Origin of the sequence: Sulfitobacter guttiformis, assembly GCF_003610455.1 — a bacterium.
In the GTDB taxonomy this organism is placed as follows: Bacteria; Pseudomonadota; Alphaproteobacteria; order Rhodobacterales; family Rhodobacteraceae; genus Sulfitobacter; species Sulfitobacter guttiformis.
Genome location: NZ_RAQK01000001.1, coordinates 1,636,841 through 1,661,009, shown reverse-complemented (window position 1 = coordinate 1,661,009; position 24,169 = coordinate 1,636,841). Strand labels below are relative to the sequence as shown.

19 protein-coding genes are annotated in these 24,169 nt (G+C 54.5%); 15 read left to right on the top strand and 4 right to left on the bottom strand.

The window, feature by feature from the left end; translation table 11 throughout:
* Positions 1 to 28: 28 nt before the first annotated feature.
* Both ubiB and ubiE read right to left on the bottom strand, forming a co-directional pair.
* Positions 29 to 1,561 (bottom strand): 2-polyprenylphenol 6-hydroxylase, encoded by a 1,533-nt coding sequence (gene ubiB / locus C8N30_RS08195; RefSeq protein WP_025064021.1) that lies wholly within the window; start codon positions 1,559 to 1,561, stop codon positions 29 to 31.
* A 1-nt stretch (position 1,562) separates the two neighbouring features.
* Positions 1,563 to 2,306, bottom strand: a complete 744-nt coding sequence (ubiE, locus tag C8N30_RS08190; protein ID WP_025064020.1) for a bifunctional demethylmenaquinone methyltransferase/2-methoxy-6-polyprenyl-1,4-benzoquinol methylase UbiE — start codon at positions 2,304 to 2,306, stop codon at positions 1,563 to 1,565.
* A gap of 81 nt (positions 2,307 to 2,387) precedes the next feature.
* Here ubiE and mutM point away from each other — a divergent pair, with 81 nt between their 5' ends.
* The 9 genes from mutM to C8N30_RS08145 all read left to right on the top strand — a co-directional run bounded on the left by mutM (position 2,388) and on the right by C8N30_RS08145 (position 14,119).
* Entirely contained in the window at positions 2,388 to 3,239 is an 852-nt protein-coding gene (gene mutM, locus C8N30_RS08185; protein ID WP_025064019.1) for a bifunctional DNA-formamidopyrimidine glycosylase/DNA-(apurinic or apyrimidinic site) lyase, read from the top strand.
* A 62-nt stretch (positions 3,240 to 3,301) separates the two neighbouring features.
* Positions 3,302 to 4,078, top strand: coding sequence for an enoyl-CoA hydratase (locus tag C8N30_RS08180; protein ID WP_025064018.1), 777 nt, complete (start codon positions 3,302 to 3,304; stop codon positions 4,076 to 4,078).
* A gap of 134 nt (positions 4,079 to 4,212) precedes the next feature.
* A complete protein-coding gene (locus C8N30_RS19480) occupies positions 4,213 to 4,962 on the top strand; it encodes a helix-turn-helix transcriptional regulator (RefSeq protein ID WP_025064017.1) in 750 nt (249 codons plus the stop codon).
* A 443-nt stretch (positions 4,963 to 5,405) separates the two neighbouring features.
* The gene (gene rpsT, locus C8N30_RS08170) at positions 5,406 to 5,669 is read left to right on the top strand and encodes a 30S ribosomal protein S20 (protein ID WP_025064016.1); all 264 of its coding nucleotides are present in this window, start codon (positions 5,406 to 5,408) and stop codon (positions 5,667 to 5,669) included.
* Between the two features lie 488 nt (positions 5,670 to 6,157).
* Positions 6,158 to 7,528, top strand: a complete 1,371-nt coding sequence (gene dnaA, locus C8N30_RS08165; protein WP_025064015.1) for a chromosomal replication initiator protein DnaA — start codon at positions 6,158 to 6,160, stop codon at positions 7,526 to 7,528.
* Between the two features lie 139 nt (positions 7,529 to 7,667).
* Entirely contained in the window at positions 7,668 to 8,786 is a 1,119-nt protein-coding gene (dnaN, locus tag C8N30_RS08160) for a DNA polymerase III subunit beta (RefSeq protein ID WP_025064014.1), read from the top strand.
* 60 nt (positions 8,787 to 8,846) lie between these two features.
* Entirely contained in the window at positions 8,847 to 9,944 is a 1,098-nt protein-coding gene (gene recF, locus C8N30_RS08155) for a DNA replication/repair protein RecF (RefSeq protein WP_025064013.1), read from the top strand.
* Between the two features lie 96 nt (positions 9,945 to 10,040).
* Positions 10,041 to 12,455, top strand: coding sequence for a DNA topoisomerase (ATP-hydrolyzing) subunit B (gyrB, locus tag C8N30_RS08150; RefSeq protein WP_025064012.1), 2,415 nt, complete (start codon positions 10,041 to 10,043; stop codon positions 12,453 to 12,455).
* 488 nt (positions 12,456 to 12,943) lie between these two features.
* On the top strand, positions 12,944 to 14,119 hold the full coding sequence (locus tag C8N30_RS08145) for a sugar-transfer associated ATP-grasp domain-containing protein (protein WP_170151163.1): 1,176 nt from the start codon (positions 12,944 to 12,946) through the stop codon (positions 14,117 to 14,119).
* Positions 14,120 to 14,576: 457 nt separating this feature from the next.
* On the opposite strand, the gene C8N30_RS08140 is transcribed toward C8N30_RS08145, so the two are convergent.
* Positions 14,577 to 16,373, bottom strand: a complete 1,797-nt coding sequence (locus C8N30_RS08140) for an SLC13 family permease (protein WP_051567247.1) — start codon at positions 16,371 to 16,373, stop codon at positions 14,577 to 14,579.
* A gap of 748 nt (positions 16,374 to 17,121) precedes the next feature.
* The gene (locus tag C8N30_RS08135) at positions 17,122 to 17,886 is read right to left on the bottom strand and encodes a DeoR/GlpR family DNA-binding transcription regulator (protein ID WP_025064009.1); all 765 of its coding nucleotides are present in this window, start codon (positions 17,884 to 17,886) and stop codon (positions 17,122 to 17,124) included.
* 170 nt (positions 17,887 to 18,056) lie between these two features.
* On the opposite strand from C8N30_RS08135, the gene C8N30_RS08130 reads away from it, so the two are divergent.
* From C8N30_RS08130 to C8N30_RS08105, 6 genes are read left to right on the top strand one after another with little or no spacing between them, the layout of a single operon-like run.
* The gene (locus C8N30_RS08130; protein ID WP_025064008.1) at positions 18,057 to 19,025 is read left to right on the top strand and encodes an ABC transporter substrate-binding protein; all 969 of its coding nucleotides are present in this window, start codon (positions 18,057 to 18,059) and stop codon (positions 19,023 to 19,025) included.
* The gene (locus tag C8N30_RS08125) at positions 19,025 to 20,728 is read left to right on the top strand and encodes an ABC transporter permease (RefSeq protein WP_025064007.1); all 1,704 of its coding nucleotides are present in this window, start codon (positions 19,025 to 19,027) and stop codon (positions 20,726 to 20,728) included. The genes C8N30_RS08130 and C8N30_RS08125 overlap by 1 nt, the downstream gene beginning before the upstream one ends.
* Positions 20,716 to 21,765 carry an ABC transporter ATP-binding protein gene (locus C8N30_RS08120; protein WP_025064006.1) on the top strand — a complete coding sequence of 350 codons (1,050 nt, stop codon included), beginning with the start codon at positions 20,716 to 20,718 and terminating at the stop codon, positions 21,763 to 21,765. The genes C8N30_RS08125 and C8N30_RS08120 overlap by 13 nt, the downstream gene beginning before the upstream one ends.
* On the top strand, positions 21,766 to 22,833 hold the full coding sequence (locus C8N30_RS08115) for an MBL fold metallo-hydrolase (protein WP_025064005.1): 1,068 nt from the start codon (positions 21,766 to 21,768) through the stop codon (positions 22,831 to 22,833). It begins immediately after the preceding gene.
* Entirely contained in the window at positions 22,830 to 23,375 is a 546-nt protein-coding gene (locus C8N30_RS08110) for a histidine phosphatase family protein (protein ID WP_025064004.1), read from the top strand. Before C8N30_RS08115 ends, C8N30_RS08110 begins: the two co-directional genes overlap by 4 nt.
* Positions 23,372 to 23,836, top strand: coding sequence for a phosphatase domain-containing protein (locus tag C8N30_RS08105; protein ID WP_025064003.1), 465 nt, complete (start codon positions 23,372 to 23,374; stop codon positions 23,834 to 23,836). The genes C8N30_RS08110 and C8N30_RS08105 overlap by 4 nt, the downstream gene beginning before the upstream one ends.
* Positions 23,837 to 24,169 lie beyond the last annotated feature (333 nt).

Here is a 24,169-nt window from a genome sequence, read left to right as displayed (position 1 = left end):
ATATTTTCAGATTACCATTGTGCAGAAGTCAACTGAGGGCGCTTACAAGCGCGATTACACCCGTAGCACCGGCAGCACCGAGCATGGCAGCAAGAAAGATGTATCGCTTGAACGGCTGGCGCGGCGGTGGCGATGCATCGGCTTGCCGGATCAGAGCAGCCTCAACCAACGCAGGTAGGCGTGGCCCAAAGCGCGATAGAACGCGGGCAGTTTTGGTAAGATCACTAATGATAGCCTTCGGCCCAATAGATTTTGCAATATAATCGGTCACAATCGGAGCTGCGACCTGCCAGATGTTCATCTGCGGGTTCAAGGAGCGCGCAACGCCCTCGACTACAACCATCGTCCGTTGAAGCAATATCAGCTCAGTTCGGGTTTCCATGCCAAAACGCTCGGTCACTTCGAATAGATAGGCAAGCAAGCGCGCCATAGAGATGCGGTCTGCGTCCATCCCGAAGATAGGCTCGCCCACAGCGCGCAGGGCACGGGCGAATTCATCCACATCCTTGTCCGCAGGCACATATCCCGCCTCGAAGTGGACTTCGGCGACGCGTTTGTAATCCTTGCGGATAAAGCCATACAGGATTTCAGCATAAACACGTCGAGTGTATTCGTCGATGTGACCCATGATCCCAAAATCAAGCGCAATGATATTGCCGTTTGCGGCGACCTTCAGGTTACCCTGATGCATATCACCGTGGAAAAATCCGTCCCGTAGAGCGTGTTGTAGAAACAGCGCCAGAATACGCTCGGACATCTCAACACGGTCGTGACCTGCCGCATCGATGGCCGCGTTGTCGCCCATTGGAACACCGCTCGCCCAGCCCAACGTCATCACGCGGCGCGCGGAATAGTCCCATTTGATTGAGGGTACTTCGAAACCTTTGTCGTCTTTCGTGTTCGCAGCATATTCAGATGCCGACGAGGATTCGAGCCGCAGATCAAGCTCGCCGCGCACCACACCGTCAAAATGCTCAATCACGTCCATCGGCCGTAAACGGCGGGAGCCGGGGGAAAACAGCTCAACCATGCGCGCAGCCAGATAAAAGGCGTCGACGTCCTTTCGGAATGCTTTCTCGATACCGGGGCGCAGCACTTTTACAGCGACTTCCTCGCCGGTGCTTCGCAGACGGGCCTTGTGAACCTGCGCAATGGACGCGGCCGCAACGGGCGGGCTGAATTCCGAAAAAATCTCGTCGACGGGCTGGCCCAGCTCTTTTTCCACCTCGGCCTTTGCAACCTCGACAGGGAACGCGGGCAGTTGGTCTTGTAATACGCGCAGTTGCAGCGCCATTTCATCTCCCACAACATCGGGGCGTGTGGAAAGGATTTGACCAAACTTGATGTAGGCAGGACCCAGCGCGGTCAGTGCACGGGTGGCAGGCTGTAGGCTGGGATCGCCTTTATAGCCTAGCGGCTTGAACGGAATCGCAAGAGCGCGTGCCACAAGGCGCACGGCCTTGGGCGCCTCGAATGCGTCGAGCACGAAATTCATCGCGCCGGTTCGCTCCAGCGTGGCGCCGGTGCGGATCAAACGCCAGATATTATGCGGGCCACGCACCCTAGATTTTCCAGCCGGAGTGAAGGGCGGCGATTCCCATCGTCAGATTACGGTACTTTGCCTGCTCGAAACCCGCCGCGCGCACCATTCCCAGAAATGTTTCCTGATCGGGGAAATTGCGGATGGATTCGACCAAATACTGATAGCTGTCGCGATCATTCGCAATAAGCTGGCCCATCCGCGGGATCACATTGAAGCTATAGAGATCGTAGGCTTTTTGCATTGCCGGACTGGGAAGTTGAGAAAACTCCAGCACCATCAGGCGACCACCCGGTTTGAGCACACGGTACGCCTCGTTTAGCGCTTCTTGCGGGCGCGTCACGTTGCGTATGCCGAAGGAGATGGTGTAAACATCGAATGTGCTGTCCTCGAACGGCAGATCCATCGCATCCCCCACGACCCAGTCCAGACTGTCCTGCATCGCTTCGGCCTCGGCGCGCTTGCGGCCTTCGATAAGCATCCCTTCGGTCAGGTCACAAACCGTTGCGTGGCCGTGACCTGCCCGCTTGAGGAACTTGAACGAAACATCGCCCGTACCACCGGCCACATCCAGCAGCTTTTGCCCGCCACGCGGAGCTAGCCAGTCCATCATCGCCTCTTTCCAGATACGGTGGATGCCCATGCTCATAACATCATTCATTACGTCGTATTTGTTTGCCACATCCGTGAACAGGCTGCGCACCTTACCCGCCTTTTCGTCTTCGCGAATGGTCTGGGCGCCGAAATGGGTGGTCTTGTCGGTCATGTCGTTGGTCCTGATCTTGTTACTTCGGGGATATAGCCTCAAGTAAGGAGGTGCAAACCGCCATTTGACGCAGGAGATATGATGCCCGAGCTACCCGAAGTCGAGACAGTGCGCCGTGGCCTTGCCCCTGTGATGGAAGGTGTAGTGATTGCGCGCGCGGATGTGAACCGCGAGGGACTGAGGTGGCCCTTTCCTGCGGGGATGGCACAACGGCTGACGGGGCAGCGGGTGGAGCGCCTACGCAGGCGGTCAAAGTATGTTCTGGCGGACCTAAGCTCTGGCGAGACATTGCTCATTCATCTGGGGATGTCAGGACGCATGCTTGTATCCGGTGATCCGCTGGGGAAATTTGTGCGCGAACATCCTGCTGCAGAAAAGCATGACCATGTGGTTTTCTACATGGAGAACGGCGCGCGGATCACCTTTAACGATCCGCGCAGATTCGGTGCGATGGATCTGCTCGATACAGCGACAGCACAGGATCACAAACTGCTCGCTCTGCTCGGACCAGAGCCGCTCAGCAACGATTTTCACGAGGCCGTTCTGATCGATGCATTCAAAGGCAAAAACAGCCCCGTTAAATCAGCACTGCTGGACCAGCGCATCGTGGCGGGTTTGGGCAACATATATGTCTGCGAGACACTTTTCCGCGCGGGAATCAGCCCTCTTCGCAAGGCAGGGCGGATTGCCGCACCCCGCGTTTCTGCAATGGTACCCATCATCCGCGAGGTGCTGGGCGATGCGATCGAGGCTGGTGGGTCCTCCCTGCGCGATTTCCGGCAAGCTGATGGCGAGCTTGGATATTTCCAACACTCTTTCGATGTATACGGACGTGAGGGCGCGCCCTGCAAGGCAGCCGGATGTGACGCGACAATTGCACGCGTGGTACAATCGGGACGGTCATCATTCTATTGTCCTTCCTGCCAAAGATAGCTTGAACCAATCAACCGCCATGGTATGCAAGCACGTCTGAACAACAGCAAAGGGCCGCACAAATGGCTTATGAAACGATCATTCTGGATGTCGATAATCACGTAGCTTTGGTGACGTTGAACCGTCCTGATGCGCTCAACGCGCTTAATGATCAACTGATGACCGAGTTGGCCGACTGCCTCAAGTCTTGCCAGGAAAACGAAAAAGTCCGCTGTATCGTTATCACCGGTTCCGAAAAGGCATTTGCTGCGGGTGCCGACATTGCGATGATGAAGGACAAGTCATTCGTTGACGTGTTTGCAGGCGATTTGTTCACGGCCGAAACCGATCAGATCATGCGGGTGCGCAAACCAATCATTGCGGCCGTGTCCGGTTATGCGCTGGGTGGCGGTTGTGAGTTGGCGATGATGTGCGATTTTATAATCTGCTCCGAAACTGCCAAATTCGGCCAGCCAGAAATAAACCTTGGTGTGGTTGCAGGCATTGGCGGCACACAGCGCCTGACGCGAATTGTCGGAAAATCAAAAGCGATGGATATGAACCTGACAGGTCGCTTCATGGACGCCACCGAAGCAGAGCGCTCCGGCCTCGCGTCGCGCGTGGTGCCCGTTAAGAAGCTGATGGAAGAAGCCATGGGCGCCGCCCAGAAGATTGCCGAGAAATCCATGATTTCCACAATGGTCGTAAAAGAGGCAGTGAACCGCGCCTACGAAGTGCCGCTGCGCGAAGGCTTACTGTTCGAGCGTCGCATGTTCCATGCCCTGTTCGCGACTGAAGACCAAGAAGAGGGTATGGCCGCGTTCCTGGAGAAGCGCGAGGCGCAGTTCCGCGACAAATAAGAGGTGGTTGCACGGTGAGAACCTGAAGGGTTCTCTCTCTTTCCCTACTGTATTGATCTTGAAGCTAAACATGCGTACCTTCAGTTTGATCTTTGCGGTTTCATATCATCTGGTTTTCGCTGGGAGGGGGGTTGATGCAGCACACTGATATTCTCAATCTGTGCGAAGATGTGGCGAACGCCAAATCCGATCAGGTTTTTTGGGATATTTGCGCCGCTGCCCTGTCGGATGTCGGCGTGTCGGGTTTTGGATTTGGTATTATTCCTCACGCCATGGATGCCAAGATAAACGGCTTTTCAAAGGCGGGTTTTTTCAAACATACCTACTCGCCAGAATGGGCCGCCGCCATCTCGGACACCTCGCTGCTAGATGACGATATAACGGTCGAGCTTATTATAGACGGCAAGTCCGAGATATTCTGGAACGACCCCAGCCTCTTGGAAAACGCTCGCGATACGCAGCTTAACAGCGATTCCTTGGAAAAAGATCTGGGGATGGAATTCGGTGTTTCCATGTCGTTAGGGCGAAATGCTGCGGGAAGTGCGATCGCTGGAATTGGCCTTTGGGCGGGGGATGTAAAAAACGACACTAGTTTCGTGCGCTATTGGCAGGAATATCAAGGGTCTCTCCGTCAGATCAGTCACATCCTTGATGAGGGCATCAGGGGTCAGCACGGAAAGCTACTGGTCGAGCTCACGCAGCGCGAAAGTGACTGCCTGACCTATCTCGCAGTCGGGTTGCGACCTGCGGACATCTGCTGGCGCCTCCGGATCAGCGAAAAGACATTCGAGAAATATGTCAGGACAGCGAAAGACAAGCTGTGTGCAAATACGCGCGACCATGCCATTGCCAAAGCACTTGTGTTAAATCTGATCAGGCCATGATGATAATAGGGTTTTTCCCCAATTGATTGGTGCCTTACCCTCCGTCACAACCTAAACGGGCGTGCAATTATGCGTCTGAACAGGGAGCGGTTGTAGGTGATGTGGCAGTTTTGTGTCGTATTTCTTTCAAATAGCGAGCGTTTCATGAGATTTTTATGACGACAAGGGTGGCATTACCAGCCACCCTTTTTTCATTGTGTTATCACTGCCCCATACCTGCTCATTGGTGCGCTTTCCACTCTTGCGGCGCTGTATCGGCTCAATCCCAGGTACAGTCAAAGAGCGATTTTCTGACACCAACCTTTACAACCTTGGTCTAATCCCGCTATAGCCGCCGACATACATGCGCGTGCAGCCCGCTCAGGCTAGAATCACCTATCGGTGTCCTCCCTTGCGGGGGCGATTGCACGCTTTGACACGACATAAATGATAGGACGATCCTCATGGCAAATACACCACAAGCAAAGAAACGCGCACGTCAGAACGAAAAGCGTTTCGCAATCAACAAAGCACGCCGTTCACGCATCCGCACATTCATCCGCAAAGTTGAAGAAGCCATCGAATCCGGTGTGAAGGACGATGCAGTCGCGGCTCTTCGTGCAGCACAGCCAGAACTTATGCGCGGCGTTACAAAGGGCGTTTACCACAAGAACACCGCTTCGCGCAAAATGTCGCGTTTGGCCGCACGGGTCAAAGCAATCGCATAAAAAGCGAAACAGTACGGCTTTATCGCAGGCGTCACCTAACGGTGGCGCCTGTGTTGCTTTCTGGCCCCCTTTCACAGGGCCGTGAGATTCTTTTCGAGCAAAGACAGAGTCAACATATAAGTTCTGTTGAAACGGGCTGTGCGTGCTTGCTACCAAGGGTGAGCGATTCACATCGCGGGGGGACAGACCCAATGAGTGCACACCATTTTGCTAGAGGTGTTGTGCAACTTTGAAGGTATCTCCTGTTGGTCTGCTAGGGCCGTCAGGAAGAGTTGCAATTTCTGCTGCCAGCAGTTTGCCTGTCACTAATATATGTCTACGTCGCTCGGAGATTTCGGCGCTGCCAGCGCCCATACTTCGTGCGAAAATGTATAACAGTCCGAAGGACAAGACTGGTTCCCGCTGGGACCGGATCAGTCTGTTTTTGTCTGGAGGGCTGGTCGAGAGTTGCCACAGGGGGTGGCATGAGTGATGGTGGTAGGAATAGAATGACACGTGACGATTGGGGCAACCTTAAGCAACGACTGCTTAAAACTGTTGGGCAAAACAATTTTACCACCTGGATCGACCCACTCATGCTGGGGAAGACCACTGATGGAATTGCAACGCTGAACGTTCCGACCAATTTTTTTGGTAATTATGTTTCGCAAAATTTTTCCGACCTGATTTTGCACGAGATGAAGGCGTTTGATGCGGACGTGTCGCGGCTGAATTTTGAAGTAGCCAATACTGCGACAAAAACTTCTACAAAGCCTGTTACGCGTCAGACAGACGCAATTGCCCCGCCGCGCTCTGCCAAAGCATCGAATACCTCATCGGTTTACACTGCTCCGCTTGAGAAGCGGTTTTCGTTCGATACTTTTGTGGTGGGCAAGCCTAACGAATTGGCCCATGCCGCTGCGCGCCGTGTCGCTGAAGGAGGGCCCGTCACGTTTAATCCGCTTTTCCTCTATGGCGGTGTCGGCCTTGGCAAAACCCACCTGATGCATGCAATCGCCCAAGAGCTGCAGGCCCGAAAGCCCGAGTTGAACGTACTCTATCTATCGGCAGAGCAGTTTATGTACCGCTTTGTGCAGGCGCTTCGTGACCGTAAAATGATGGATTTTAAAGAGATCTTCCGTACCGTTGACGTACTTATGGTCGATGACGTTCAATTCATCGCTGGCAAGGACAGCACGCAGGAAGAGTTTTTTCACACATTCAACGCGCTGGTTGACCAGAACAAGCAGATCATCATTTCTGCTGACCGCGCTCCCTCTGACATCAAGGACCTTGAGGACCGCGTTAAATCACGCCTGCAATGTGGCCTCGTTGTCGATCTGCATCCTACTGATTATGAGCTGCGTTTGGGCATTCTGCAGACGAAGGTGGAGGTACATCGCGCCTCCTACCCCGAGCTGGCAATGGATGACGGCATATTGGAATTCCTCGCACACCGGATTTCGACCAATGTGCGCGTGCTTGAGGGGGCGCTGACCCGTCTGTTCGCTTTTGCCTCACTTGTGGGCCGCAAAATCGATATGGATCTCACGCAGGATTGCCTTGCCGACGTGTTGCGTGCCTCCGAGCGCAAAATCACTGTTGAGGAAATACAGCGCAAAGTGTCCGATCACTACAACATCCGGCTGTCTGATATGATCGGACCAAAACGCCTGCGCAACTTTGCACGCCCGCGCCAGGTAGCAATGTATCTGTGCAAGCACATGACCAGCCGTTCGTTGCCAGAAATTGGCCGACGATTTGGCGGGCGGGACCACACCACAGTTATGCATGGTGTAAGGAGGATCGAAGAACTCAAAGTATCGGATGGTCAAATCGCGGAAGATCTCGAGCTTTTGCGCCGCGCTCTGGAGGCATAAACCTCCCGGCGATGCAGCGTTACAACAGGGCAGCCCTTGACGGGGCTGCCTTTTGCGTTTCAGGTCTCTTATGTCTTGTGATTAAGCGGGAAGCGGGTACGTTGCCGATCCCGACCCTGTGCAATGGAGACCCGAGCATATGAAATTCAGCATCGAACGCGCCGCGTTGCTCAAAGCCGTTTCGCAGGCACAATCCGTTGTGGAGCGGCGTAACACTATTCCAATCCTTGCCAACGTCCTGATCGAAGCCGAAGGCAGCGAGGTTTCCTTCCGCGCCACCGATCTCGACATCGAAGTTCTCGACAAGGCTCCCGCGCAGGTCGAGCGTGCAGGCTCCACTACCGTAGCTGCCACGACCTTGCATGAGATCGTGCGCAAACTTCCCGATGGTGCGCTTGTATCGCTCACGGCTGATAATGCAGCGGGTCGTTTGACTGTGGAGGCGGGCCGTTCAAACTTCTCACTCGCAACATTGCCCAAGGAAGATTTTCCTGTGATGGCCTCTTCGGAGTATGCGTCTAACTTTTCGGCCAATGCCGCTGTGCTGCGCCGTCTGTTCGACAAATCCAAGTTTGCGATTTCGACGGAAGAGACACGGTATTATCTTAACGGCGTCTACATGCATATCGCAGAGGGCGATGGCGGCAAAAAACTGCGCTGCGTAGCGACCGATGGTCACCGCCTTGCCCGTATTGATGCCGATATGCCCGCCGATGCTGCTGATATGCCGGGCGTGATTGTGCCACGTAAAACCGTGGGCGAGCTGCGCAAGCTCCTCGAAGATGATGATATGATGATCGCCGTATCAGTTTCGGAAACGAAGGTCCGGTTTGCGACCCCCCAGATCACGCTTACGTCAAAAGTGATCGATGGCACGTTTCCGGATTACACACGCGTCATTCCGCAGGGCAATACCCGCAAGCTGGAAGTGGACGCCGCAGATTTCGCACGCGCTGTTGACCGTGTTGCAACCGTAAGCTCGGAGCGGTCACGTGCCGTAAAGCTGCAACTTGACGAAGATCGTCTGATTCTGTCAGTAAATGCGCCCGACAGTGGCGCTGCCGAAGAAGAGCTGGCGGTCGCCTACAGCGACGAGCGACTGGAGATCGGGTTTAACGCGAAATATCTTCTGGAAATAGCCAGTCAGGTAGATCGCGAAAATGCCGTGTTTCTGTTCAACTCCTCAGGTGATCCGACATTGATGCGTGAAGGGAATGATACCTCAGCGGTCTATGTTGTGATGCCGATGCGTGTGTGACGAAAACAACGTTTTCGGCAATCTCCGCACGTTTTCTGTGAATGAAACCGGCGCAGGCTGATGGCACAGCTTTATCTTTCAAACCTGACCCTCTCGCATTTCCGCTCGCATAAGAGGGCGGTGATCGAGATCGGTCATCGTCCTGTTGCCATTCACGGGGATAACGGCGCGGGAAAGACAAACATCCTCGAAGCAGTGTCTCTGCTGTCACCCGGGCGTGGCCTGCGTCGGGCCAGTGCAGAAGATATGACCCGCCGCCCGGAAGCGCTTGGATGGAAGATAAGCGCGCTTCTGCACGGACCCCTTGGCATTAACGAGATCGAGATTTTATCGGAAAAAGGAGCGGCACGTCAGGTTCGCATAGATGGAAAGCCCGCCGCCCAAACCGCACTTGGCCGTATTGCACGCGTGCTTTGGCTTATACCCTCTATGGACCGTTTGTGGATCGAAGGAGCGGAAGGACGACGCCGGTTTCTTGATCGAATGACTCTCAGCTTTCTGCCCGATCATGCGGAAATCTCGCTTTCTTACGAAAAGGCGATGCGCGAGCGCAATCGCCTGCTCAAAGATATGGTACGCGAACCGTCGTGGTATGCTGCGCTGGAGACACGCATGGCCGAAACAGGTGTTGCAATCCACCACAACCGTCTCCACGCCCTTGCGGCCCTGTCGAACGCACAAGACGCCGCCGAAACAACCTTTCCCGCGGCCACGCTCACCCTTGAGTGTGAGATGCCAGACGATGTCGAGGAAATGCGCGCCGCTCTGGCTGACGGGCGGATGCGCGACTTAAAGGCGGGGCGCACCTTGGTGGGTCCGCACCGTGCCGATCTGTTCGGAGTTTATGCGACGAAGGGCGTACCTGCGCGGGATTGCTCGACCGGAGAGCAAAAGGCATTACTGGTCTCGCTCATTCTCGCAAACGCTCGTGCGCTGGCGGGTGATTTTGGCGCACCACCCATCCTGTTGCTCGATGAGGTCGCCGCACATCTGGATGCGGGGCGGCGGGCGGCCCTGTATGACGAGATCATAGCACTTGGTGCGCAGGCGTGGATGACAGGTACCGAAGACGGGCTTTTCGATGCAATGGACGACCGTGCGCAAAGCATTCTTGTCACCGAAGCAAGCGGCGTTTCCACAGTAAGCAGCCCCACCTGACATAACAGCCTTCAAGCCGCAAAATCTTGTGCCAATCGCGTGACAATGCAGGCTGAAAACCGTATATTTAGCCGACCCGATAACAGGAAGACATCAATGTCCGAGACTGAGCAAGCACCCGAAGAATACGGCGCCAATTCCATCAAGGTTCTCAAAGGCTTGGAGGCTGTTCGCAAGCGTCCGGGTATGTACATCGGTGACACCGATGACGGGTCTGGCCTACACCACATGGTGTATGAGGTTGTAGACAACGGAATTGACGAGGCGCTGGCTGGCCATGCAGACCACGTTTCCGTTACAATTCACGATGACAGCTCGATTTCGGTTTCTGATAACGGTCGCGGGGTGCCTGTCGGGATGCACGACGGCGAAGGGGTTTCCGCCGCCGAAGTGATCATGACGCAGCTGCACGCAGGCGGTAAATTCGACAGCAATTCCTATAAAGTATCGGGCGGTCTGCACGGCGTCGGCGTATCGGTCGTGAATGCGCTGAGTGACTGGTTGGAGCTGCGCGTATGGCGCGATGGCCATGAGCACATTGCCCGCTTCGAAGGTGGCTATACCACAAAGCATCTTGAAACGCTGGGAAAAACAGATCGCACAGGTACCGAAGTGCGCTTCCTCGCCTCCCTCTCTACCTTCTCCAATCTTGAATACTCCTTCGAAACGCTGGAAAAGCGCCTTCGCGAACTGGCGTTTCTGAACTCGGGTGTCAAAATCATCCTGCGGGACGAGCGCCCCGACGAAGCACTCGAGACGGTCCTTTATTATGATGGCGGCGTTAAAGAGTTTGTAAAATACCTAGACCGCAACAAATCTTCGATCCTGCCGGAGCCTATTTTCATCACAGGTGAAAAAGACGACATCGGCGTTGAGGTGGCGATGTGGTGGAACGACAGTTATCACGAAAACGTCCTGCCGTTTACGAACAACATTCCGCAGCGCGACGGCGGCACCCACATGGCAGGCTTTCGCGGCGCGCTGACGCGAACAATCAACAACTACGCACAAAGCAGTGGCATCGCAAAACGTGAAAAAGTGACCTTCACCGGCGATGACGCACGCGAGGGCCTAACCTGCGTGCTCAGCGTAAAAGTACCTGATCCCAAGTTCAGTTCCCAGACCAAGGACAAGCTTGTATCATCCGAAGTACGCCCTGCTGTTGAAGGTTTGGTCAACGAAAAGCTAGCAGAATGGTTCGAGGAAAATCCACAGATCGCCAAGATCGTTGTGGGCAAAATCATCGAGGCGGCACATGCCCGCGAGGCCGCGCGAAAAGCGCGTGATCTCACGCGGCGCAAGACGGCGATGGATGTGAACTTCCTCGCCGGGAAGCTGAAGGACTGCTCGGAGAAAGATCCGTCAAAGACCGAAGTATTCCTTGTGGAGGGCGACTCTGCTGGCGGCTCTGCACAGACGGGCCGTGACCGTCAGACACAGGCAATCCTCCCCCTCAAAGGAAAAATTCTCAATGTCGAGCGCGCCCGCTTTGACCGTATGCTTGGCTCTCAGGAGATCGGCAATCTGGTGATGGCCCTGGGAACGGGGATCGGTCGTGACGAATTCAATATCGCTAAACTACGCTACCATAAAATCGTCATCATGACCGACGCCGACGTCGACGGTGCACACATCCGCACCCTGCTTCTTACGTTCTTCTATCGGCAAATGCCGCAATTGATCGAGAACGGTCACCTCTATATTGCACAACCGCCGCTTTACAAAGTGGCGCGGGGCAAATCCGAGGTTTACCTCAAGGATCAGGCTGCGATGGAGGAATATCTGATCCAGCAGGGAATAGACGGTGCCATGCTGCGTCAGGGCAACGGTGAAGAAATCAATGGTCAGGATCTGGCCCGCGTGGTCGATCACGCGCGCCAGTTGCGCCGCGTTCTCGAAGCCTTCCCGACACATTATCCGCGTCATATCCTTGAACAGGCTGCGATTGCCGGGGCATTTGTGCCCGGTGCAGTCGAAAAGGATCTTCAAGGCGTGGCAGACAAAGTAGCAGCACGCCTCGACCTCATTGCGCTAGAATACGAGCGTGGCTGGCAAGGCCGGATTACCCAGGATCACGGGATCAAACTTGCCCGTATCCTGCGCGGTGTCGAGGAGGTTCGCACGCTGGATGGTAAAATGCTGCGTGGAGGCGAAGCCCGTAAATCAGGCACCTTCACCGAGCACTTGCAGGATGTGTATAATCTTCCCGCCACCTTGGTGCGCAAGGACCGCGCACAGGTTATCAATGGTCCAATGGATCTGCTGAATGCAGTTCTTGCAGAGGGCGAAAAAGGACTATCCCTGCAACGCTACAAAGGTTTGGGTGAAATGAACCCCGACCAACTATGGGAAACCACGCTCGATCCAGACGCGCGCACGCTGTTGCAGGTGCGGGTCGAAGATATGGCGGAAGCGGATGATCTATTCACAAAGCTAATGGGCGACGTGGTGGAGCCACGACGTGAGTTCATTCAGCAAAATGCTCTTAATGTCGAAAATCTCGACTTCTAAGATTGTGTAGGGATGCAAATAAAATTGCGCGGCGCGTATAACTTTGCGCGTCGCGGGTGATACCTTGGATGCTGAAACCCTATCTATTTAACAGCTTGCTCAAATTTCCCCAAGATTGTCGGCTCAGGAAGTTTCCGCCAGTTCGCCAATTCCCTTTCAAACCCGAGTGAGCCTTCAACTTAGCCTTCGGTCAATCTATGGCCATAGCCCATGACAGCGCACACGTGGTTCACAACCTGTCCGTTGCAACTAAGACTCTGGATTCATTTACATATTATCACAAAAGCACTCACTAAGTGCGGGACGCAGAAGTTCGCTGCGTAAGCATAGACCTTGGGAAAGGTGACCTTTAGCTGGCATTCAGCACAATGTTCCTGCAAGCCCCAAACGTTCGAAAACCTGTCTCGCCCAAATTTGGTCATACTTTGCAAATATCTGTTTCGATATCGGCAACACTCCTGCGATTTTGGCAGCTTTATGAGGCTCACATGACTATTCAAACACCCATCACAGCGGCAGAAAAAGATAAGGCAGCATTCGCGCAGGTAGACAATGGCAAGCTAAGCGACATGTTAGCCTATGCCGCAAAAAAAACAGGCCGCTCGGCAGTCAAACTGGGGATGGAGTTCTCCCGAATTTCGCGCAGCGACGCTAAAATAAATATATCTGAATACATCCGGTGGGGTCTCTTTTACGAGGATCGCTACACCGAAGATCAACGCGCGCAATTCATCTCGAACTCGCTTCATTGGCCTATCGCCCATGCCTGTAACAACCAAGGTTGGAGCAGTGCCGCAGAAGATAAAATTCTAGCAGGAACAATCCTGAATGCTGGCGGTGCCTCCGCACCCGAGACCGTAGCCGTGATCGACACCTCCCCGCGTCTCTATCCTGGAGTGCAAAAAATCTCGAACCCCGAAGATTTGCGCGATTTGATTCTCAGCCTTGGCAACACGAAACTCTTTGGCAAGATTGTTGACGGCATGGTCAGCTTTGGCGCCTTCAGCGTCAAAGATGCCGATCAAACCCATATCTCATGTGTTGGGCAGCCACCGATGACATATGCTGATTTCATGACCTCATTTTTGGGTGATAACGCCTACCTGCTTCAAGTGAACCTTGAAAATCATGAAGATATCGCGCCTTTTTGTTCGGCGCTAGCCACCATTCGCATGGTCAATCTGGTACAAACCGACCGTGTCGATTGCCCGCTCGCGGTCATCTCCATGCCGCAAGGAGACCAGATTGCCGATACGCTTTGGCGCAGCGGAAACATCGCCTGTGAGATAGACACAGAAAGCGGCGAGATCAAAACCGTGGTGACCCGCAGTGGTCCCGAAATAGTTTTTCTTGAAGACCACCCCACACGTGCGAACTGGATGGGCAAGAAACTGCCCCATTGGGACGCATTGCGTGAGATGAATGAACGCGCAGCACGGCTATTTGCGCCGATCCGGTATCAATCGACTGACATCGCAATCACAAAAGACGGCCCAGTGATCGTCGAGATTAACTATGGCGGCGGCTTTGGCTTGCCGCAAAACGCTGCTGGACGAGGCCTCCTCACCCCACAGGTGCGCAGTTTCTTTGAGGAGTGCGGTGTCCAGTTCGGTACCAAGCCCAAAGTCGGAAAGTCCAGATTTAGGCTGTTCGGCAAAGGGTGAACTCGTCTTTTTCTTATGTGCTCAGTAAATCGTCTCAGTGATTGATATCAGGAAAGCGGAGCCCAACATTACGCGCCTCCCTACAGCAGGAAAACACGCGAATGCCAACACCATCGTCAAGATTACCGCCACCGAGGGACAAGCTTAGGCCAAGCCAACACTGGGATCAGCAGAGACTGATGCGCCAAGTGCCACCGTGAATGCAGCAGCGGGAAAAATGCCTTTGGTCATAGTGTGTTTTCGACCAATAAGTTTCGTTTCTTCCATTTATGCTGACAAATCAAACGTAGCAAGATCACTAGAAAAGACGGCACTTCGACGGTACCAAAAACATTCCTATTTGGCACAAGCTCTGACCGCCAAGAATGACGCAGCCAAAAATTCTGTCAAAACCTGGGACCTTCACTCGGCACATTTGAATCCACCTTAATATTGTTCATGCTGAAAGGTTACATGATCACATAGGAGCAAGTAGCCAGATCGCAGTGCAGCTGGCAATTCCGACTGTGAAATTCATGGGAACCCCGATTTTCAGAAAATCTGTGAACCGATAGTTTCCCGCAGAATACACAAGTGTATTTGTCTGGTAGCCAATAGGGGTAGCAAAACTCGCAGAGGCCCCCATCATGATCGCATAAACTAAGGGTCTCGGTTCTATTCCCAGTGAGTTTGCAAGCGATATCGCCAACGGTGTTAGGATTACAGCAACCGCACTGTTCGAGACAAGCTCCGTAAGGATAGACGTGAGCGCGTAGATCGAAACTAATAAAATAATCGGCGATGCGTCTTGAAGAAATGGCGCGATACTTTGCACAAGAGTTTCGATGACCTTAGCGTTTTCCAACCCTTTGCCGATGGCCAACATCGCGAAAATAAGAACCAGTGTTGATCCGTCGATCGCGCTCCATGCATCTTCTGCTTCGATGCAACCCGCTAACAGAATAAGGGCGACGGCCAACATCGATAAGGTCACAATGGGTGCAACGTTAAAGATCGCGAGAATGACGACACCCAGCATGGCTGCTATTGCAATCGGAGCCCGGTGGCGGCGATATGGCCTTGCGACAGGCATGGTTGCGGATACCAGATCAGATCCCTCAATCACTGACTTCAGACCGCTGGCCGGACCTTCAAGTAGAATACGATCGCCCGGTTTCAGCCTTACATGCTCAAGCTGGCGCCCGGGATTGTGCATGTGCCGCGATACACCCAAAATTCTGACCCTGAAATTGGCGAACCAGCCGAGATCGGACAATTTGCGCCCCTTACCACTTCTATCGGTCGCTACGATGGCTTCGATGCAGACAACATCGGCCGCAGGCGTGTCTGGTCTGTCAGTTACTGGATAACCGATCCGGAACTTTTCGTTTTCCCGCAGCGTCAGGATCTCGGTCGACGAAGCCCGCGCAATCACACGCTCTGACTGTCGCAAGATACTCTCTGAGGTTATTTTTTCTGCGTGATTACCGTTGATAATCAGCTTCAACTTAAAGCGCATGAGCGACGTAAACGAAGTCAGAAGGCGGTCATTTTTTTCGTCTTCTTCGACGGCGGATTTCAACGAGATTTCCGTAAGAAATTCGGCAGAATCCTCGGTAAGCGAGGCAGCACCCGATGTCCGGCTCGGCAACAGTTTTGGCCCAAGAAACATCAGCGTGACTGATCCCGTTATCACTGCAACGATACCGAAAGGCAGAATTTCCAAAATCCCGAAAGCCGGCAGACCGGCTTCGCGCGCTACCCCGTCGATCAGAAGGTTGGTCGATGTTCCGACCAACGTCAAAGTGCCACCGAGGACAGCTATATAAGACAGGGGTATGAGCAATTTCGTGGCTGCCACCCCGAGTGTCTGTGCCATTCTAATGATGATGGGAATGAGAATTAGAACGAGAGGAGTATTGTTCATCAGGCCGGACGCGACGGCGGCGCCCGCCAGCAGGACAAAGAATGCAATCCATCCCCGTTTCTCGGCCTGGTTGACGAGGTAAAGAGACGCTGCATCAATCACGCCCGTCCTGACCAATGCACCTGACAGAATGAACATCGCTGCGATGGTGATAGGTGCGGGGTTGGAAAATACGGCCAGAACTTCATCGGTTGATATATATCCGACAAGCATAAATGCGGCCGCGCCACATGTTGCAACTGCTGCTGGCGGTAACCGTTCGATTAAGAAGCCTACAAATACCGCACATACAATAAGAACCGACAAGAAGATGTTGCCCTCGGCCAGCAGCTCGCTCAAAAAATCCACAGCCAAATCTTTTCATGATAAGAGATATTGAGGGCGCTTTTGCTGCCACATCCTAATAACTCGGGGTATTACCGAAAGTTCCACTGCCAGTGAATTTTGAATCATAGGTGCAGGACAGGGACATCTGATGACAACCAACGCTTCCAGAATACGAGTTGTGTCTGACGCCAGCGCTTATGAGTCCAGATAGGACAATTTGATAAGAGAGCACTCTTGGCCAATCGCAACCACAGAGGAGTTGAAAATCAGACAGACAGGCGGGGTGCAGGGTCAATCTCCCAAGGCCAACTGGGCCGACACCTCGAAGGAGCCACGTTCTAGAGCGCCAGCACCCTGAAGCTGGAACATGACCAAGGCACACTACTCCATTGTACTCGAAGATCTCTGTGCGGAAATCATCCTCAAGGGAGGGCACTTGGCAGATGATCTGCACGCAGCCGACATCGCACCGTTTAAGATACTGCTAACCGGCTAAGAAAACCGGAGCCCCTGTCGCTTCAGAAAGCCATCATGAAGGGCGGATTGCGGTCGTTCGCTGCGTCTTGCACAAACGGGAGCTTTGCGCAGAACGTGATCATTGCAAAGTTACGCGAACGGTCCAGAGTGCCCCTTGCAGCCATCCGCATTGAATCTCTTCTTTGCGCACACATCGAAGCTCCTATGGATCAGCGGTGGGTGTTTTTGTTTGTAGTATCAATATGTTCTCCAAACCTCAAACTCGCCAAATACCCGCAGAACTATCCCACTGTCATACTTGAATAACTCGGCAATCATGTCGCGCACAACTTTGTAGAATTGCCGTTGAAAAGGTTGCACCTGTGACGACAACATCAAAGTCCCAGACATTCCCAGTCTGACAAGTCAGATCCAATCTGTTCTTTGTGCTATCGATAACCAGAATGCTATTTTTGCTGCAATTGGCGATAGCTTTGCGTGCGGATACTTCGTCAGAATTATAGTCCATTACCCTGCCGGTCTCCGACAGGCCGCCGCAGCTGAACACGGCATAGTCCACATTGAATTTAGAAAAAAACTCAATTGCAGGCGTCCCAATCATATCCAGATCGCGCATTCGGACAGCTCCGCCTGCTAATTCAACCGCAACGCCCGGGGCATGTTGCAGGGCGCAGACAGCGTGGATGCTGTTGGAGGCTACAAATAGGTCCTTGTGCGAGGCCAGAAAACGCGCGCATGTCTCTACTGTCGTGCCGGTGCCCAAAGCCAAGCGCGCGCCATCGGGGATCAAGTTCTTGACTGCTAAAGCAATTCGTTGCTTTTCTTGCCGCGCGATCCCTTCGCGCGGCAGATAGCCGATGTTTTCGCTTGGTTGGCGCAGCCGCACGGTGCCATTGCGCCGCTGTACCAAGCCGGCTTCATCCAGATCGCGTAGATTTGCGCGGATCGTTTGAACAGAGACATCAAGTTCGAACGAAAGTGCCATAGCCGAAAGCATTTCGTTTTCTGACAATAACGCGATGATCGCATCCCTTCGCTGGATAACATCCCGGTGCACGGCAGGGTCCTCTAAGAAAACATCACTTTTTCTATAGGTTAGGAAACTCGGCTGCGCGCTGCAATATAATTAAAAACTTCAAGAAACTGTTACAAAACTGTCAAGGTTCTCAGCAATAACGCGACTCGTGAAATGCTTTCGTTCGAAAGACAAACCTCCAGGAGAGCCCCATGAAGTCCGTCCTCACATCCACCGCTTTCGCGCTCTTGGCCAGCACAGCCATGGCCGACACGATCACCCTCTACACCTCGCAACCCAATGCTGACGCGCAGCGCACGGTTGATGCCTTTATGGCAGCAAACCCCGGCACCGAAGTCGATTGGGTGCGTGATGGCACGACCAAGCTGATGGCACGCCTGCGCGCGGAGATCGAAGCCGGTAACCCGCAGCCTGACGTGCTTTTGATTGCAGACACCGTAACCCTTGAAGGCATGGCGCAACAGGGCCTGCTGAATGCTTATAGCTCCCCCGAAGCCGCGAACTACGACGCAGCCCTCTTCTCACCCGAGGGGTATTACTATTCCACCAAGCTGATCACGACCGGCATTGTTTACAATACAGGCGTTGAAACCGCACCGACATCTTGGGGCGACCTGTCTGACGCCTCAATCAAGGGTCAGATCGCAATGCCATCACCTCTGTATTCCGGTGCCGCACTGATCCACCTTGCCACGCTCACAAGCGACGACAGCTTGGGCTGGGATTACTACGAAGGCCTTGCCGCTAACGAGGCGCGCGCGCAGGGCGGCAATGGTGGTACGTTCAAGGCCGTCGCCTCGGGCGAAAAGCCCTACGGCATGGTCGTGGACTTTCTTGCCATCCGCAATAAGGCCGATGGGTCCCCGGTAGAATTCGTCTTCCCTGAAGAAGGCGTCTCATATGTGACTGAGCCGGTTGCGATCTTATCCTCTGCCAAGAACGTTGCGGGCGCAGAGAAGTTTGTCGACTTCTTGCTGAGCGAAGACGGTCAGGACCTGGTTTTGGATATGGGCTATATCCCGGCGCGCGACGGCATGGGTGTCCCTGCAGGTTTCCCTGCGCGCGATAACATCAAGTTGATGGCCTTTGATCCGGCTGAAGCGCTCGCAAACGCAGACGCCAATAAAGCCAAATTCTCAGAGCTTTTCGGCGCTGAGTGATGTTTGCCGCACAAAACAACGGAGGCAGCCGGTCCGAGGCCCGGCTGCTCTCTGCTATTCTGGTCGTGGCAATCTGTCTGACCCTTGCGCCAGTGTTGCGTCTTTTTGTTGAGGGCGTCACGTATCAAGGGAACCCCAGCCTTACCCTGATGCGCGATGTGCTGGCGCAGCCCTCAACCTTGAGCGCGCTTAAACATTCGTTAATCACGGCTGGTTTTGGCACTTTGGTATCTTTGGTGCTGGGATCTGCTTTTGCATTCCTCGTGGCGCTGACAGACCTGAGGGCCAAAGCGGCACTGGTTTTCTGCCTGATGATCCCGATGATGATCCCGCCGCAGATTACCGCGTTGTCTTGGGTCCAGATTACGGGGCCTTCGTCTGCTCTGTTGAAAACGCTGGGCATCGCACCCCCGCTTGGGGCTCCGCAGCCGCTCTATTCGCCTGAGGGAATTATTTTTCTTCTGGGCATCCAGCATATGTCGATCATTTTTCTGACGTTGCGCGCTGGCCTGCGATCTGTCCCCCAAGACGTTGTTGAGGCCGCCCGCATCAGCGGTGCGAAAGGGTTGCGCGTATGGTGGCAAGTGGTGCTGCCGCTGACCCTACCCAGTCTGGGTGCCGGTACGGCAATCACGTTTGTGACCGCCCTTGGCAATTTTGGCATTCCGGCGATGTTGGGCATTCCGGCAGGCTATGCGACGCTGCCGACGCTCGTTTACCAAAAGCTGGCGGGAATGGGGACAACGGTCTTGGCCGAAGTTTCGGTTCTGGCGATGATGATCGGGGCTGTGGCCGTTGCCGGTATTTTGTTGCAACGCCTCTTCCAGACGCGTCAGAAGCTACACCTTGTCGGCAGCACATCCCGCCCCTTAGTTCTCCCGCTGGGTAAGGCGCGCCTGCCTGTTGAAATCCTTCTGTGGGCGGTGGTTTCTGCAATCCTTGTCCTGCCGATGTTCGGCCTTTTGGCCACCTCCTTGATACCCGCCTATGGGGTGCCGCTGCGTCTGGATACGGTCAGCCTTGCGTCGTGGCAGGAGGTGCTTTTCCGGCAACCCTCAACATCACGCGCTTTTACCAACTCATTCGGGCTGGCGATGGGCGCATCCTTGGTGCTTGTCGTGCTTTGCCTGCCCCTTGCGTGGCTTATGGAGCGGCGAAAAACGCGGCTTGCGCGCCTATTCGATAGCCTGCTTGACTTGCCCTACGCGCTGCCGGGGGTGGTTTTGTCGATTGCTATGATCTTGCTATTGATCAAACTGCCGTTCACAGATGCCACGCTTTACGGCACCATCTGGATTATTTTTCTGGCCTATATCGCGCGCTTCTTTGCGGTCATGTTCCGTTCGGTTCAGGCCAGCCTCAAGCAGTTTGATCCGGCGATGGACGAGGCAGCGCAATCGGTTGGTGCTTCGCTTTACCGGCGCTTACGTGATGTGATCTTTCCGCTTTCGGCACCTGCTGCTGCTGCGGGGGCAATTCTTGTCTTTCTCACCGCGTTCAACGAACTCACGGTGTCTGCGCTTTTGTGGTCCTCGGGCACCGAGACGCTTGGCGTGGTGATTTTCAATCTCGATGACAGCGGCGAAACCGGCATGGCCAGCGCATTGGCGATGACCATCGTGCTTGTCGTCATCGTCCTCATGGCCCTGATCCAATTGTTATCACGCCGCTTTCCCAAAGGAGTTGTCCCATGGCAGACATAGACCTGTCCTGCATTGGCAAGACATTTGCAGGCACGCCTGCGCTACAAGACATTACAACGCGGTTTGACGACGGCGAATTTATTGCGCTTTTAGGGCCATCGGGCTGTGGCAAAACCACGCTTTTACGGATCTTGGCAGGCTTTGAAGCGCCCAGCCACGGACGCCTGCGCATCGGGACGCGCGAAATGGCCAACGCCCAGACGGGCGCGAACCTGCCCCCCGAAGCGCGCAACATCGGGTTTGTGTTCCAGTCCTACGCGCTTTGGCCGCATATGTCTGTGCGGCGCAATATATCCTACCCGCTTGAGATCCGAAAACTGTCCAAAGCAGAAATCGCAAAACAAACCGATGCCGCCTTGGCCTCAACCGGGCTGGTGGACTATGCGGATCGTATGCCCTCTGATCTTTCGGGGGGTCAAAGACAGCGTGTCGCTTTGGCCCGTTGCCTTGTCTCGGACCCCTGCGCGGTCCTGCTGGATGAGCCTTTGGCCAACCTTGATGTGGCACTGCGCGCCACGATGCAGGGCGTCTTTACCGACTTCCACAAGCGTACCGGCGCCACGATGGTTTATGTCACCCATGATCAGGCCGAAGCCATGGCAATGGCTGACAGGATTGCTGTCATGGATCAAGGGCGTATTCAGCAGTTCGATACTCCGCAAACCCTTTATGAGCGGCCAAAGAACCGCTTTGTCGCAGAATTCGTTGGGCGCGGCGCAGTGGTGCCGGTGCAAGAGCTCAAATCCCGCGGAAATGCGCAACAGGCGCGTATTCTGGGGGCTGAGGTTGCAGTACAATCCGCAAGCCAGGAGGCGCAGGTCAGCCATGTCTGTTTGCGCCCTGAAAACCTGACCATTACCGAGACAGGGGATCTGCGCAGCAAAGTCGCGCGGGTCACCTATGTGGGCGGTAAATACCTGTTGGAAGCGGTGACCGACTGCGGTGCACGCCTGTTTGCCGAAACCCGCGCCCGTTTCGAGGTTGGCACCCAATTGGGCCTTACAATTACAACTCCTTGGGCTTTTTTGGAGGACTAAATGCAAAGCATACGTTTACTTTCCGGCATCGGGGACAAAGGCCCCGCATGCATCCAGCTGACCTTGGATGATCGAATTTGGCTGCTTGATTGCGGCTTTGGCCCCGAGGCTAACGCGCATTTCGATCCCCTCTGGCTGGAGCGGGCCGAGGCGGTGTTCATCACCCATGACCACGTTGATCACATCGGCGGGGCCTCTTATGCTGTTGAGGCAGGGCTGCCCATATATGCCACGGCGCAAACGGCCAAGGCGCTTCCCCCTGCCGCTAAAGTGCATCTGTTGCCCGAGCAAGGTCAGACGGTGATCGATGGCGTCACACTGACCACCGGTCGCAATGGGCATGCGATGGGCGGTGTTTGGTTCCACTTCGATCTGGGAGAAGGGTTCTACTATTCTGGTGATTGGTCTGAGGAATCTGATTGGTTTTCCTTCGATGCGCCGCCTCCGGCTGCGACAGCCATTTTGGATTGCTCTTATCATTTGGATGACGTCCCGCAATCTCAACGCCTTGAGGCGATGCATGCTCTGTTGGACAGGGTGCAGGGTCAGGTGCTTTTGCCTGTGCCCCCGTCTGGCCGTGCAGGTGAGATGGCACTGCATCTGATCCGCCGCTACGGACCTGAAAGTGTAATGCTTGACCCTGAGTGCCAAGATACGCTGCGCGCCGCGCTGAGCAGTGGCAATGTCAGTGCCAATGCGAATGAAATCGCTCCACTTCTGGACCGTGGCCCGATGGAGCAAGCGCGTTTCCTTATCTGCGATACACCCAACGCCGATGGTGGTGCCGCTTGGGGGTATGTTCGGGCTTGGCATGAAAGCGGCCGTTTGGGGCGAGATGCCCATGTTGTATTCACAGGCCATATGACGGCCCATGCGCGTGGCATTTGCAGTGTTCCGGGCGGCTATTTCCAACGTTGGAACGTGCATCCCCCCCTGCGCGATCAGGTGAAGATGCTAAAGCGCCTTGGCGCAAAGCGCTTTGCGCCCGCTTTTTGCACCCATCCTGAGGATTACCTTGTTGAAGGGTTGGATGCCGAGGTGTTCTTCCACGATCGGGTGCGCTTATGAACACGCCCCCTTTGCCATCTCAGGACTTTTGCCTGATCCGCCACGGAGAGACGACCGCCAACGCAGATGCGATCATCGCGGGTGTCACGGATGTTCAGCTGACCCAGCTGGGACGCGATCAGGCGCGTGCGCTGTCTCATACAACATGGCCAGAGCAAATCGCGATCTACGCCAGCCCGATGTCACGGGCGCAAGACACTGCACGCCTTGCCTTTCCGGGTCAGCATTTCAAGCTGCACAACGGATTAAGAGAACGCGACTGGGGCGTATTTGAGGGGAAACCACTGACTGCACAGCCCCTCCGAGAAGATACGCCGGATCAAGGCGAAAGCTGGTCCGACATGATAATGCGCGTGCACGCCGCGATTACAGAAATATGCACCACCTCGCAGGGAAAGATGCCGATACTGGTTTGTCATTCAGGCATCATTCGTGCGGTGCGCATCCTTTGGACAACCGGTGACGCAGGGCAGCGCCCCCCAAATGCGACACCGCTCCTTTTCACACAAACAGACAGTAAAATGATGGAGAAGCCCCTGTGACCCAAGCAGTACCTACCCCATGTGTGGTATTCGACGTCGATGGTACACTTGCTGAATTCGATGCAGACCGTCTTGGCCATCTTGTGCACGGTGTTGAAAAACACTGGGACGAGTTTCATCATGCCATGGCTGATGCCGCGTTGATTGCACCAATTGCGAAACTTATGCGCCGGCTGAAAGAAAGCGGGGAGACCATCGTGATCTGTTCCGGGCGGCCAAGAGGCTGGGCCGAACACACGATTGCATGGCTTCACAAACATGACCTACCCTTCGACGGTATATATTTGCGGGCAATGGATCAGGACAGTGCCAGCGACCCAGAAGTAAAGCGCAGTGCGCTGAACGAAATGAAAGCAGATGGCTTCAAGCCCTGGCTGGTAATTGATGACCGCACTTCGGTCGTCGAGGCTTGGCGCAACGAAGGGCTCGTTTGCCTCCAATGTGCACCAGGGGATTTCTGATCAGACATTGTTGATGTTAAACAGCAGTCTGACACGTCGACGGATTGAAAAGAGCATTATGCCGAGAGTAAACACTGTGGGCGTGTAAGATAAGCTGGATGTTAGTCATCTTCGCTATTTTGGGCGTATCACCAGTATGCAGTGAACGATCGGAGTCCGTCCATGGCATCGTTCGGCCATGTCCGCTTTGAGCTGGGAGCGGCCATTAGACGCGTTTCACACCAACGGCCGCTTCGGGCCGTCCGTGTCGACCGACGACAGGGGCAGAAACCGGCCCTTCGCTGCTCTTGATCGGAAAGGCCGGCATGCGCTTAGCGTGACTGTACAACGAGA

Bases quoted from the DNA above. Each gene is read 5' to 3' on its own strand.
- ubiE (WP_025064020.1), bottom strand. From the start codon at position 2,306: ATGACCGACAAGACCACCCATTTCGGCGCCCAGACCATTCGCGAAGAC.
- mutM (WP_025064019.1), top strand. From the start codon at position 2,388: ATGCCCGAGCTACCCGAAGTCGAGACAGTGCGCCGTGGCCTTGCCCCT.
- C8N30_RS08180 (WP_025064018.1), top strand. From the start codon at position 3,302: ATGGCTTATGAAACGATCATTCTGGATGTCGATAATCACGTAGCTTTG.
- C8N30_RS19480 (WP_025064017.1), top strand. From the start codon at position 4,213: ATGCAGCACACTGATATTCTCAATCTGTGCGAAGATGTGGCGAACGCC.
- rpsT (WP_025064016.1), top strand. From the start codon at position 5,406: ATGGCAAATACACCACAAGCAAAGAAACGCGCACGTCAGAACGAAAAG.
- dnaA (WP_025064015.1), top strand. From the start codon at position 6,158: ATGACACGTGACGATTGGGGCAACCTTAAGCAACGACTGCTTAAAACT.
- dnaN (WP_025064014.1), top strand. From the start codon at position 7,668: ATGAAATTCAGCATCGAACGCGCCGCGTTGCTCAAAGCCGTTTCGCAG.
- recF (WP_025064013.1), top strand. From the start codon at position 8,847: ATGGCACAGCTTTATCTTTCAAACCTGACCCTCTCGCATTTCCGCTCG.
- gyrB (WP_025064012.1), top strand. From the start codon at position 10,041: ATGTCCGAGACTGAGCAAGCACCCGAAGAATACGGCGCCAATTCCATC.
- C8N30_RS08145 (WP_170151163.1), top strand. From the start codon at position 12,944: ATGACTATTCAAACACCCATCACAGCGGCAGAAAAAGATAAGGCAGCA.
- C8N30_RS08130 (WP_025064008.1), top strand. From the start codon at position 18,057: ATGAAGTCCGTCCTCACATCCACCGCTTTCGCGCTCTTGGCCAGCACA.
- C8N30_RS08125 (WP_025064007.1), top strand. From the start codon at position 19,025: ATGTTTGCCGCACAAAACAACGGAGGCAGCCGGTCCGAGGCCCGGCTG.
- C8N30_RS08120 (WP_025064006.1), top strand. From the start codon at position 20,716: ATGGCAGACATAGACCTGTCCTGCATTGGCAAGACATTTGCAGGCACG.
- C8N30_RS08115 (WP_025064005.1), top strand. From the start codon at position 21,766: ATGCAAAGCATACGTTTACTTTCCGGCATCGGGGACAAAGGCCCCGCA.
- C8N30_RS08110 (WP_025064004.1), top strand. From the start codon at position 22,830: ATGAACACGCCCCCTTTGCCATCTCAGGACTTTTGCCTGATCCGCCAC.